This is a genomic window from Desulfovermiculus halophilus DSM 18834, assembly GCF_000620765.1.
GTDB classification, from domain to species: domain Bacteria; phylum Desulfobacterota; class Desulfovibrionia; order Desulfovibrionales; family Desulfothermaceae; genus Desulfovermiculus; species Desulfovermiculus halophilus.
Map to the genome: position 1 here is coordinate 1 of NZ_JIAK01000043.1, position 12,402 is coordinate 12,402.

General features: G+C 47.6%; 11 protein-coding genes. All 11 read left to right on the forward strand.

Going from position 1 to position 12,402, the window contains the following annotated elements; translation table 11 throughout:
* Positions 1 to 376 precede the first annotated feature (376 nt).
* The gene (locus N902_RS18030) at positions 377 to 1,471 is read left to right on the forward strand and encodes a glycosyltransferase family 4 protein (protein WP_051564609.1); all 1,095 of its coding nucleotides are present in this window, start codon (positions 377 to 379) and stop codon (positions 1,469 to 1,471) included.
* Between the two features lie 68 nt (positions 1,472 to 1,539).
* A complete protein-coding gene (locus tag N902_RS19465) occupies positions 1,540 to 2,964 on the forward strand; it encodes a sugar transferase (protein ID WP_084288413.1) in 1,425 nt (474 codons plus the stop codon).
* A 222-nt stretch (positions 2,965 to 3,186) separates the two neighbouring features.
* Positions 3,187 to 3,702: a VanZ family protein gene (locus N902_RS0113760; RefSeq protein ID WP_161635193.1), complete on the forward strand. Its 516-nt coding sequence runs from the start codon at positions 3,187 to 3,189 to the stop codon at positions 3,700 to 3,702.
* A 23-nt stretch (positions 3,703 to 3,725) separates the two neighbouring features.
* Positions 3,726 to 4,577: a ComEC/Rec2 family competence protein gene (locus N902_RS0113765; RefSeq protein WP_153304233.1), complete on the forward strand. Its 852-nt coding sequence runs from the start codon at positions 3,726 to 3,728 to the stop codon at positions 4,575 to 4,577.
* Between the two features lie 66 nt (positions 4,578 to 4,643).
* The gene (locus tag N902_RS0113770; RefSeq protein WP_027371384.1) at positions 4,644 to 5,576 is read left to right on the forward strand and encodes a Wzz/FepE/Etk N-terminal domain-containing protein; all 933 of its coding nucleotides are present in this window, start codon (positions 4,644 to 4,646) and stop codon (positions 5,574 to 5,576) included.
* Positions 5,577 to 6,031: 455 nt separating this feature from the next.
* Positions 6,032 to 6,946 (forward strand): transposase, encoded by a 915-nt coding sequence (locus N902_RS0113775; protein WP_027371385.1) that lies wholly within the window; start codon positions 6,032 to 6,034, stop codon positions 6,944 to 6,946.
* Between the two features lie 857 nt (positions 6,947 to 7,803).
* Complete coding sequence (locus tag N902_RS0113785; protein WP_027371387.1) at positions 7,804 to 8,820, forward strand: Rpn family recombination-promoting nuclease/putative transposase; 1,017 nt, start codon at positions 7,804 to 7,806, stop codon at positions 8,818 to 8,820.
* Positions 8,821 to 8,910: 90 nt separating this feature from the next.
* Complete coding sequence (locus N902_RS20410; protein WP_027371388.1) at positions 8,911 to 9,459, forward strand: Rpn family recombination-promoting nuclease/putative transposase; 549 nt, start codon at positions 8,911 to 8,913, stop codon at positions 9,457 to 9,459.
* Complete coding sequence (locus N902_RS20415; RefSeq protein ID WP_244147429.1) at positions 9,426 to 9,956, forward strand: hypothetical protein; 531 nt, start codon at positions 9,426 to 9,428, stop codon at positions 9,954 to 9,956. Before N902_RS20410 ends, N902_RS20415 begins: the two co-directional genes overlap by 34 nt.
* A gap of 223 nt (positions 9,957 to 10,179) precedes the next feature.
* Complete coding sequence (locus N902_RS0113800; protein ID WP_027371390.1) at positions 10,180 to 10,611, forward strand: hypothetical protein; 432 nt, start codon at positions 10,180 to 10,182, stop codon at positions 10,609 to 10,611.
* A gap of 337 nt (positions 10,612 to 10,948) precedes the next feature.
* Positions 10,949 to 12,220, forward strand: coding sequence for an O-antigen ligase family protein (locus N902_RS0113810; protein ID WP_161635194.1), 1,272 nt, complete (start codon positions 10,949 to 10,951; stop codon positions 12,218 to 12,220).
* Positions 12,221 to 12,402: the final 182 nt, after the last annotated feature.

The following is a 12,402-nucleotide window of genomic DNA, read 5'->3' on the forward strand; positions in this document are numbered from 1 at the left end:
GTCTGAATCTCCGAGGCGCATCCGGTGGATGACGTGCTGGTACTGATACATTTCGAACCTCCTGTTTGACATTGTACCTCCTTGGAAGTGTTGTCTTTCCAGGGAGATATCCTTAATGAGGGAGGTTCGAAACCTTCAAAATGGCAAGGAAGCTACTTAATCACCTGAGTGGCTCCATTACGGTGATCATGAGCTGGCCTCATTAGGCCGATCATGAGGTGGCCCGATTAAGGTGATCATCAGGTGGCTCCATTAAGTGCACATAAACTGGCCCTATTAGCGTGATCATGGACTGGCCCTATTACCGCGGTCACTGACAATTCATAGATTACCCTGTGAGGGAGCAGTTGGAAACAAATTTTTATCTGGGCAGTAAATGAAAACCGCGATCGTCCATTACTGGCTCATTGGCATGCGCGGCGGAGAAAAAGTCCTCAGCGCCCTGCTTGATATTTTCCCTGATGCTGACATCTTTACTCATGTTTACGACCTCAAGGCTGTGTCAGAAAAAATTGCAAACCATAATGTATACACTTCATTTATTCAAGACCTTCCTTTTTCAAAAAGATTATATCAAAACTACCTGCCACTTATGCCCCTTGCACTGGAACAGTTTGACTTAAGAGACTATGACCTAGTGATCAGCAGCGAGTCCGGGCCGGCAAAGGGGGTTCTGACCCGACCAGATGCACTTCATATCTGCTACTGCCATACGCCCATGCGGTATCTCTGGGATATGTATCATGACTATAAAAAACAGGCCGGCCCATTAAAACGTCTGGCCATGACACCGCTACTGCATTACATGCGGATGTGGGATTTGGCATCTGCACAGCGAGTTGATCACTTCATCGCAAATTCAAATTATGTGGCATCAAGAATCCGTAAGTATTACAGGCAGAACGCAACGGTCATTTATCCGCCAGTAGCCGTGGATGAATTTTATTCTTCTGATGAGCCAAAAGATTTTTATCTAATGGTGGGGCAGCTTGTGGGTTACAAAAGGGCAGATCTTGCAGTAAGGGCCTTTAACCGGATGGGAAAGCGGCTTGTTGTTATAGGTGATGGCGAGCAATTAAGTATGTTGCAGAAAATTGCCAAAAAAAATATTGTTTTGATGGGAAAACAACCGTTCGAGGTTATCAAGAAACATTTTGCCAGATGTCGGGCTTTGATTTTCCCCGGAATGGAAGACTTCGGCATCGTGCCGGTGGAAGCCATGGCTTCCGGCAGGCCGGTTATTGCGTACGGCCGAGGGGGTGCGTTAGAAACGATTGTAGAGGGCGAGACCGGGCTTTTTTTTCGTGAACAATCAGAAGTAAGCATTATCGAAGCTGTGGAAGAGTTTGAAAAAACTAAGAGCAACATTACATCGGAAGCATGTAGAAACCAGGCAAAAACATTTGACCTCGATAGATTCACTGAAGAAATTAAAGAATTTGTTTTAAGCGCATGTGAAAAAATTGCATAACATTTGTTTTTGCAATTATTATCTGCTGTTTAGTTGGATATAAGCCTTGGAAATAGGAAATTTACGGTATGTTATCAAATATAAAACCATCCCTTAGAGAGTCAGCTCCAATTCTGTCGATTGGATTACGATTGATTGATAGTGCAGTGGTTGCTCTGCTGCTCTATCCACTTGTAATGCTGTATATCGGATTCTGGTCAGAGCCATATCAAGACTTGTCTCTTGTATCCTTTTTCTTGAGCCTTGTGATTTTTCATTATACAGATCTGTATAAATCTTGGCGCGGGGAGGGGTTGATTCGTGAATTCAGATCCATTCTTGGCGGATGGATCACTATAATCTGCATTATATTATTTCTGCTCTTTTCATTAAAAGTTGCTGAAAGATATTCTCGATTTGTATTGATTGTATGGTTTATTACTACTCCGATTATATTTTTTACATTTCATGCCATTGCCCGCAAATGTCTCCGTCTTATACGAACCAAGGGTGGCAACCAGAGGGTTGCGGCCATTGTTGGCGCGGGTGATTTAGGGCTGCATTTGGAAAAGTATATAGAAAAAATCCCATGGACTGGGATTCAAGTTGTTGGGTATTTTGATGATCGAAAAACAACGGATCAGTTAAGGAGTTATAGTGAGTCTGATAAACCAGTTTTAGGCACAATAGGAGATATAGCAGAATATTTACAATCGAATCACTTGGATTTTATTTATATCGCCTTGCCGTTGCGAGCCGATAAGAAAATTCGTGCTATTCTTGAAAACTGTAGGACACTAGGGGCAAATATATATTTGGTACCCGACTTAAACGCTTTTACTATATTCAATACCCGTGTTCAGCAGTTGGGTGATATGCTGTTGATGGATTTTAATCCTGACTGTGGAAGGAAGCGTTTATTCGACGTGGTTTTTTCTTTAGCTGCAATCGTTATGACGCTACCCGTTACCCTGGGAATTGCCTTGCTGATAAAAACCAGCAGCAAGGGACCTGTTTTCTACAAGCACAGGCGGATAACCGCAGCCGGCAGAGAGTTCTTGTGCCTCAAATTCCGAACCATGCATGTGGATGCAGACGAGCGGTTGCGGAGGATTCTGGAGAAAGATCCAGAAGCACGCGAAGAGTGGGAGAAAACATTCAAGCTGAAGGACGATCCTCGGGTGACCTGGATTGGAAAATATTTACGGAAGACCAGTTTGGACGAGCTTCCGCAGTTTATTAATGTCCTCAAGGGAGAGATGAGCGTTGTTGGTGCTCGCCCAATCGTGTATCAAGAGCTGACTGACTATTATAAAGAAAATGGCGGCATTTATTGTTCGATAAAGCCTGGTATAACAGGGATTTGGCAGGTGACCAAGAGGAGTGATACCGAGGATTATCAGGAACGTGTTGAGCTGGATACTTGGTATGCCCTGAACAGGAATCTATGGCTGGACTTGAAGATAATCGGGATGACAATCGTGGCTATGATCAAAGGCAAAGGCGCCTATTAGGTGATAGGCTTCAGTCCGTCACAGTTTAGGGCCTATGCGGGTCCTTGATACATAAACATCCAGTATCATGCATACGCAGGTAATGTGATGAAGAATAAACCGCTGATCACGCAGATCTCCGCTGATTAATGAAAAAAAATCATTTTTTAGTCAGTGGTTAAGAGTTCTTCCTGAGGTAAAATCTGGAGTGTGGAGATTTGGACGATGGAAAATGATGCGCGCATGAATTGGCGGTATCTGTGGGCTACTAATGTGGCGGTTATATTTGTTCTATGCATTTGGGGGCGGCCGCTTCAGCACTTGGTCCAGGAAATGGTTCCCCTGGCCTGGGTGGGATATGCGGTCACGGCCGCGTTGGCCATTGCCGTCCTCTATCTTGTACTCCGTCGGGGGCGGGTCAGGCCCCGTCCGGGGCAAATCGCTTCCGCAGGTCTTGCAGCTGTTGTTTTGGTTCTGACCTTTGACATGAAACGTCCGGAGGAGAAGTTGCATCTCCTGCTTTTCGGAGCTCTGGGCTTTATCAGCATCCGGGTGTTCGGATTCTGGAAGGGGCTTGGCATGTGCTTGGCCGTGGCCGGGTTCGATGAGCTGCTGCAGCTGTATCTGCCCAGCCGGGTCGGAGACTTCCGCGATGTGGGGATGAATGCAGTTTCCGGCATTCTCGGAGCTGTGATTGGGTGGCAATGGGCGGGAGTCGGTAGTCGGTGTGGGCAGGAGGCGGTGGGCTGTAGCCAGTAGGTAGGAGGCAGAGGGCGGAAGATGTGGTCTATGAGGGAAAGTGCATGAGGCGCATTCTAGTTTCATTCGCTGCGGCTCTATTGGTTTATGCGATCGTCATTTCCTCTCCTGCTACTGTCATGGCAGGGAGCATGCGCATGGTGGCCCTGGATGTGGGTGAGGGCCAGGCGATTTTGTTTGCAAAAGACGGACACGGCTTGCTGGTGGATGCCGGGCCGCCGCACAGAGCGGCACAGCTGGTCCGGGACATTCGCAGTTACGGGGTTGAAAAGCTTGATCTGCTGATCCTGACTCATCTGCACCCGGATCATGCTGGGGGCTTGTTCCGGGTAGTTGAGGAATGGCCCGGGGTGCGGATCATTGAAAACGGGCATCGGCCGCCAGCGAGGCGGATTTCGGATCTTACCCGCTGGGCCGGGCAGGTTCTTGAAAAGCATGATCGGGTTGATGGAGTGGGCGCAGGTGAGCAAGCCGTATGGCAAGGAGCGGAACTTGAGTTTTTGTGGCCGGAAGAAATCACCGGCCCTAATCTGAACCGCAACTCCCTGGTGTTTACTCTGTCCCATGCCGGCAAGCGAGTCCTAATCATGGGCGATGTGGGCAGCGAGGTGGAGAAAGCCTTGATGCGGCAGGGGGCACTTGATTGGGAAAATGGGCTACACGTTCTGATTGCCGGACATCATGGATCGAAAAATACCAGCTGCACGGATTTTCTGCACCAAGTATCGCCAGAGCACTCAATCATATGCATAGACAAAAATAATATCCGCGGTTATCCGGATTCGAACACAGTGAATAGGCTGGAACGATACAGTGATTATGTGCACAGATCGTGGAACGGGGATGTGGTGATTTCGGTGGGCAGTGGACAGTAGGCTGGATAAATCGGCTGCTTCTGACACAGGCCGTGGCACCAGACAACGACAACAGGGGATGAGACAGTGAGCGGACAGGACAATGGATCCAAGACAAGTAATGGGGATGGGGAAATCAGCAGAAGAGAGGTTGTCTACCTGCAGCCTGCCGAATACGCCTATGCCGGCGACGATGAGATCAGCCTTGTGGACTTATGGCTGATCCTAACGCGGAGGAAATGGACGATTGTCGGCATTACGGTGCTCTGTCTTGCCCTTGGGCTGGCATATGCCTTGATCAAATCCGAGACCTTCGAATATCGGACTGGTATCGAGCTGGCCAGGGTTCATGGCGGGCCGGGGTCCGGCGGGCTTGAGTTGGTTTTTCCCAAGGATGAAAGCGTGGTTATGCTTCAGGATTTGCTTATTCCTCAAGCTCGAGAAAACATTTTCGGAAAAGAAGAAGGGCAGAGATTTAAGGTTGAAGTAAATAAAGAGGCTTCAGATAATACTGTACTTTTAAAAACTGAAGCAGAGTCTCAAGATAGAAAGAAAGTTGAAAAGCTACATCAGAGTATAGCGGATGCACTGGCAAAGAGGCATGTCACAGAGCTGCAAAAAAAGATAAAGTTATATATAAGCCCTTTTCAATCCCGTGTGGAGTTGCTAAATGAACAAATAGATACACTTGAGCAGCAGCTTAAGGAGATGTCTGAACATTCATACAGTGCACAAAATGAAAATAGTCTGGTTATAGCCCAGCAAATGGGCGATATACGAGAAGAGTTGGCAAGCGTACGCGTTCAGCGATCCAATGAGAAAAGTGCTGTGGAAACCATCCGGGAGGCCAGCCACCCTACAAGGGTCAGTTTCTTGGCTTCCGAATCTTATGAGCCTGTAGGCATGGGCAATGCCGTCATTGTGGCTCTGTCCCTGGTTGTGGGCGTCATTTTGGGAGTTTTTGCCGCATTTTTCCGTCAGTTCCTGGCCAATGTACGGGCAGCGTCGAGCCAAAGGTAGGGATTCATTGATTCCAGTGGCCGGGCGGGCCGGCAGGACCCAAGGGTGGCGTAGGGAAATGGGCTGGGCTTGAGGGCAAGCCCGCCCTACAGACGAAAGCACAAAAGACTGTGGTTTTGTTCCTGAAGCATGGGGGTGAGATCCTGGTATTCCGCTTTCGCGGGAATGAGGGCAAAAAGACGGCCGCAGATCGTGCAACAGGGCCAAAAAAAGAAGAACCAACCGCTGATTACGCAGATTTTCGCTGATCACTGACAAGAAAAGGCTTCTTTTCTCATCAGCGCGGATCATCTTTATCAGCGGTACAAGCTCTTTCGCTTTTTTCTTCCGCAGCCAGTGCATCAGGGGGAAAAGAGAATTGATGGGCAGAAGGGGACAGGCTAATTTGACAATTTGGCTGCCTTCGGCTAATCTCTACCCAACATCACCCACCACCAATCCCCCGGAGGTGTCCCATGCCCCGCATAGCCCGGTTTGTCCGTGATTCCAAGAGCACGGTGTACCACGTGATTTCTCGAACCGCCCTTTCCGGCCTGCCCATCCACGATGTGGACAAGACCTATCTTCTGGGTCTCATCAAGCGCCTGAAGATCCTGTATTGCGTGGATGTACTGGGTTTCTGTGTTATGGGCAACCATTTTCACCTGGTGGTCCGCATGCACCCGGAAGATGAGGTTTCGGACGAGGAAATCATCAAGCGGTACAAGGAATACTACGGGGAGGACAAATATCTGGCCAAGGAGCAGGTGGATGAGGTGCGTAAGCGGCTGTGCAGCCTGGCTGCTTATGTGAAGGACATCAAGCAGGGCTTTACCCGGTATTACAACAAGAAGTACAATCGGAAAGGATACTTCTGGGGGGATCGGTTCAAGTCCATGATTGTGGAGGACGGGCGAACCCTGGTCAACCTCCTGGCCTACGTGGATTTAAATCCCATTCGGGCGGGGATTGTGAAGCGGCCTGAGGATTACAAATGGAGTTCCCTGGGCTACCATATCCAGACCGGAAATAAGGGCGCTCTCTTGAGTGTGGACTTCGGGATGAAGGAGTGGAACGAGCATAAGCCCAAAGAGATCGTCCGCAAATACCGGGAGTTCGTCTACGAAACCGGCGCTGTGGATGCAGGCAAGGGGGCTGTGATCGACCAGAAGATCGTGGACAAGGAACGGAAGAAGAAATACAAAGTCCGGCGGGTGGACCGATTCATGTACCGAACCCGCTACTTCACCGACGCTGGAATCATCGGCTCCAAGGAGTTTGTGGGGGAGGTCTTCGACCAGGTCAAACACCTACTGAGGTCCAAGGACGAGCGGAAGTTCACGCCTGTAGGCGGAGTGGAGGGTGTATACTCCATGAAGAGACTGGGGTGACAGAATATTACCCATTACACGCGTTGTCATTTTTTCAATATCCATACGGCATAAGTTGACTTTGGTGCCAAAGAGAGAATGGGGACATTATGTTGCCAGTTATATTATGTAGCGAGAATGGAGCATAGAAGGTCTCTGATACCCCGCACCCCCGCTTTGTCTGAGATTCCAAGAGCACTGCTTGCCCCGTTAAATTGCCTCGATAAGAGGCACCCGAAGGGATTTAACTGGGGTATACCATGTGATATCCAGAACTGCTTTGACTGGATTGCCTGTCCACGATGTAGACAAAACCTATCTCCTGAACCTCGTCAAGCGCCTGAAAATCCTGTACTGTGCTGATGTCCTTGGATTTGCCCTTCACCGTACTCGGAGGTGCCTTATAGATGATTATCAGGCAAGGCGATGCCGGAATCATTGGCTCCCCAGTAAAATCCTACCCATGGCAGGGAGCCTGTGGCTCATTTCACCAGGCGGGCAAGGAGTTCGTGGGTGAGGCCCCGGTAAAATGGGAAGACCCCAATGAAATGAGAAGAAATTTGGTTCTTCGACGAACCGAATGGAATTCGTAAATTTTGATGTAGTTTAAAAGACCTGGTAATACCCGTGTTTGAGGTGGTTAAAAACATTATATCAAATTATAGGTATTGAGATCAATAAAATTGATGTTTTTTGCTTTGAGTGAAGGTGACTGGAAGGTGGTTCTTTGAAAAAGAATGGAAATACAGCAGATTGAGTAGTGTAAAAGCAAGATCTCAACTTTCAGGAAAAGTTGAGATTTTTTGTCGACCTTTCGTCAGGTAGGTTATTATAACTATCAGCTTGCCAATCGCCCTCATCCCAAGTATCCTTGACCCATGGCTTCAAAGAGAGAGTATGCTCCGCACGAAGGCTTGTTCCACAGGGTCTTCCGAAACCCGGACACTACGAAGTACTTTTTGCAGCAGCATCTATCTCCAGACATTCAGCGCAGTATTGATCTGGATTCCCTGAGACTGGAAAATGTCTCCTATGTAGATGACAATTTGAGAAAGCATTTTGCGGATTTGGTTTTCAGCCTCATGCTTAAGGACGAAGAGTTTCCGTCTGCAAGGGTCTATCTCCTTTTTGAGCACAAAAGCGCTCCGGAACCGTTGGTGGGAATGCAGATCCTGCGGTACATGGCACTTCAATGGAAAGATCTGTATGATCAGCAATTGATTATGGGCAAACTGCCCCCGATCCTGCCAATTGTGATTTATCAAGAGCAGGATAGTTGGAAGCCTCGGATCTCGTTTCATGATCTGGTCGAAATGCCTTCAGATTCATTCAAGGCCTACATCCCGGATTTTGCCTTTGCTTTTTTTAGTGTCCGGGGACTGGATGCACAGTCGGTCCAGGAGAACGTGATCCTTCGCTTCTACGTGGAGATGATCAAATCCTTGGACTCACCGCAGATCAAGGAGATGCTTCCCCGGTTGGTTCAAGGCTTTGTGCAGGCTCTTGGATCACATACCGCCACCGAGTATATTGAGATATTTTTCAAATACCTGACGAAGGCCTCAGGAGTTTTAGTCCAGGAAGATTTCCAAAAAGCTTTGTCGTACCTTCCGGAAGGAGGTGAGAAAATTATGGATACATTAGCCGATCAATGGATGGAGCAGGGAAAGGATGAGGGGCGAACAGAAGGAATCACGTTAGGTGAGCAACGAGCTACCCGGGAAATGCTCCTGGAAGCCCTAAGTGAAAGATTCGGGACAATCAGTTCTGATCTTGTCAGGCGTATCAACTCAATCGAGTCCAACGAAACACTAAGGATGCTCTTCAAGCAAATATTCAGAGTGGAATCGCTGGACGGGTTCAAAGAGCAGGTCCACCGAGCCACAGACAACTAACCAGCGCATAACTCATCATAGATGAGCCACTCTGGATCTATCCGGGGTGGTTTTTTTTAATAGAATGAGAGGGGAACCTGCACTTGGCTTATGACTTTCCAGGTAACCGATTATCACGATGCCTGCTTCAAGAGCTTTTTCAGCCAAGATGAGTTCGTCCGGGACTTTATCCAGTATTACATCCCGGAGGAGATCAAAAGCCACCTGGACCTGTCCTCTATTGAGATTGACATGGAGGGTTATGTCTCGGAAGAGTTCAAGGAGTTCTACTCCGACGTGGTGGTAATGATCTCCTTCTTGGACAGTGATCAGACCTTGGAAATGTACTTCCTTTTTGAGCACAAAAGCTCTCCAGATCGATTTGCCCGGCTGCAAATTCTGAACTATCAGGTCCAGAAGTGGATGCGGATGCTCAAGAATAAGCAGTTGGGGAGGCGCTTGCCCATCATCGTTCCGGTGATTATTTATCATGGTACAAGATCCTGGAAATACAGCGTCGACTTTGAGGAGTATTTCCGTTTACCATCGGACGCTTTCCGGGATTTCATTCCCAAGTACAGGCATATTCTGCACGATATCCACAGCATGGGAGATGAATCTTTAGCATGGGAGATGAATCTTTCAAGACGACGACCGTAATGGAGGTCTTCCATCTCCTGCTGAAATACATCCACTACCCAGAGATGGACACAAAGCTTCAGGAGATATATGATCTGATTGAGACTCTGCCGGACGAAGGGCAGGCGAAAGAATACTTAAAGGTAATTGTCCGTTACGTTTTGATAGCCAGCCCAGTGCCGACACAGAGAGTTGTCCAGCATGCCAGACGTTTCCCAGGAGGTGAGGATATGGCGGGCGCAGCACTACAAGAGATACGGGAAGAGCTTCAGCATGACTTTGATCGGAAGGCTGAAGAATATGAGCAACGCGGGGAGCAACGCGGCGAACTCAAACAGTCCAGAGAAATGCTCCTGGAAGCCATAAGCGAAAAGTTCGGGACAATCAGCGCTGACCTTGTAAGACGGATTAATTCCGTTGAATCCCACGAAACCCTGAAGATGCTTTTCAAGCAGACCTTCCGGGTGGATTCGCTGGAAGAATTCAAAGAGCAGGTCCATCGAGCCACAGACAACTAAACAGCGCAACCCCCACAGATAAGCCGCTCTGGATTTATCCGGGCGGCTTTTTGTGGACCAGAACGGGGACATTATGTTGCCAGTTATATTATGTTGCGAGAATGGAGCATGGAAGGTCTCTGATGCCCCGCACCCCCGCTTTGTCTGAGATTCCAAGAGCACTGCTTGCCCTGATAAATTGCCTCGATAAGAGGCACCCGAAGGGATTTAACTGGGGTATACCATGTCATTTCCCGGACTGCCCATCCACGATGTGGATAAGACCTATCTCCTGAATCTCATTAAGCGATTGAAGATCCTGTACTGTGTTGATGTCCTTGGATTTGCAATTATGGGCAACCTTTTCCACCTGGTGGTGACCATGCGTCCGAAGGACGAGATCTCGGATGATGAGGTCAAAGAGAGTTTTCAGCGCAGATACGGGGATGAATACTCCCTGATGACCGGCAGATTCCCTTTTACCGCCAGAAGTGGACGTCCCTTTCCGAATACGTCAAGGAGATTAAGCAGGGTTTCACCGGGCAAGCCGATGCCGGAATCATCGGCTCTCGGGAGTTCGTCCGCCAGGGATTCGAGATCTTCCGGGAAATCATACAGCCTAAGCGAGAGCGAAAGCCGCAGAGGATTCAGGGGTTGGAGCAGATTTATTCCATGAAGCGGCTGGGGAGATGAGAGTGATGCTGCTCTGACTCTGGTCCCGGTTGTTCAGATGCGCGAAAATCACTTTTGAGGTAAGTGTTAATTTTATTGTTGAGGTTGAACAACCAACACTTGTCATAGGTCATAGTTTATTATAGCTTCTGTTTATGCCCAAACGGATGTGATCTTTCTCCAGATATTTTGCCGTAAAAGAACGGAGCATGGGTACAGATATTTTCTGACTTTTCTTTACACTGACTTTTTGGCCTTTCGTTATCTGTGTTTGCATGGCCTTGTTTATGCTATGGCCTAGGTCATCTACGTGCCCAATTCCAGAAGAAGCAACACAATATATGTCAACCATATCGTATAATAAAACAGTTAATATGCTTGTTTTTCTTCTTCCGTTGATGTCCTTATGGATTACGCATGCTGCAAGCACCATTTTGATACTATTGTGCATGTTGGGAATTGGTGTCTGGTTATCCAGAGAGAAGAGAATATTCTTTACCTGGTCAGAGAAAGCGGTAATGGTATCCTTTGCAGCAATCCTGGGCATGGGATTGCTTTCAGTTCCCTTGCATTGGATCTCAGCGGATATCTATCAGTCCGACTTTCAGTATGATCATGAGCTTAAATTGTTGGCATTTATTCCAATTTATTATTTGTTTGTACATACAAAGATCAAATCGGAAACTTTCTGGTACGGCCTCTGCGCTGGAGCTATATTCGCTGGTGTCTGGTCCTGTGTCTTATCTTATATCCTGGGAACAAGTGAGCGAATTGCTGGTGCATACAATCCAATTTTGGTCGGCGACATGGCTGTTGCCATGGGATTTGCCGGTCTGGCAGGAGTTCAGTTTTTTGAGAAAAAACACAAAGCAACGACCCTTATTCCTCTAGTTGCTGTCCTGATGGGAATGACGGCAGCTTTTATCTCTGCTACAAGGGCAGCATTGATGGCAGCACCATTACTTCTTGTGGTCTTCTGGATACAAATAGGAAAGCATCCCAAGGCTTGGAGGTTACGGTCTCTAGTTTTCGGCCTGATTATAATTGTGGCTTTGAGTGGATATTATTTTTCAGACTCGAATATCGATAAACGAGTACGAACAGGCTTGCAAACAATGGCTGAGACCCTTAACGGTCAACCAAAGAACCTTGAAGATGCGACAGACTTTTCCACAGCGGCCCATTTCAGGTTATGGAAGGAAGCAATAGGCGTTATTGGAGAGCATCCTTGGATTGGTGTCGGAGACGATGGATTTGGTCACATCATCCGCGAAAAATCAAATACCGATCCTTCTATCAAGCCAATCATGAAATACGATTCAACACACAACATGTATCTGCAATTCATGGTCATCCATGGTATACCTGGACTGCCTGTGATACTTGCGCTGTATATCTTTCCACTAGTTTATTTTATCAATTGGATACGAAGAAGTGATGAAGTTCGAGATGTTGCATATGCCGGAGTTGCTGTTGTCTTATCCTATATGCAGTTTTCCCTGACTGAGAGTATTATGGGACGATCAGTGCCCATTGCTCTGTATGTTGTCTTAATAGCTGCTGCTATGTCCTTGTGCAGAAAAAGTGGCACAAAAAAATCAGGCGCTGATTAAGACTTGCAGTTTCAATATGCTTTTACCTGATATCTCGTAAATACAGGAATGAGTGAAGAAGAATGAACCGCCGACTCCCCTGATTTGCGCTGATCACTGACAAGAAAAGGCTTCTTTTCTTATCAGCGCGGATCATCTTTATCAGCGGTAAAATGCTCTTTCGCTTTTTCTTTCCGCAGCCA

Bases quoted from the DNA above. Each gene is read 5' to 3' on its own strand.
- N902_RS0113810 (WP_161635194.1), top strand. From the start codon at position 10,949: ATGTCAACCATATCGTATAATAAAACAGTTAATATGCTTGTTTTTCTT.
- N902_RS0113760 (WP_161635193.1), top strand. From the start codon at position 3,187: ATGAATTGGCGGTATCTGTGGGCTACTAATGTGGCGGTTATATTTGTT.
- N902_RS0113800 (WP_027371390.1), top strand. From the start codon at position 10,180: ATGTCATTTCCCGGACTGCCCATCCACGATGTGGATAAGACCTATCTC.
- N902_RS20410 (WP_027371388.1), top strand. From the start codon at position 8,911: ATGACTTTCCAGGTAACCGATTATCACGATGCCTGCTTCAAGAGCTTT.
- N902_RS0113775 (WP_027371385.1), top strand. From the start codon at position 6,032: ATGCCCCGCATAGCCCGGTTTGTCCGTGATTCCAAGAGCACGGTGTAC.
- N902_RS19465 (WP_084288413.1), top strand. From the start codon at position 1,540: ATGTTATCAAATATAAAACCATCCCTTAGAGAGTCAGCTCCAATTCTG.
- N902_RS18030 (WP_051564609.1), top strand. From the start codon at position 377: ATGAAAACCGCGATCGTCCATTACTGGCTCATTGGCATGCGCGGCGGA.
- N902_RS0113785 (WP_027371387.1), top strand. From the start codon at position 7,804: ATGGCTTCAAAGAGAGAGTATGCTCCGCACGAAGGCTTGTTCCACAGG.
- N902_RS20415 (WP_244147429.1), top strand. From the start codon at position 9,426: ATGGGAGATGAATCTTTCAAGACGACGACCGTAATGGAGGTCTTCCAT.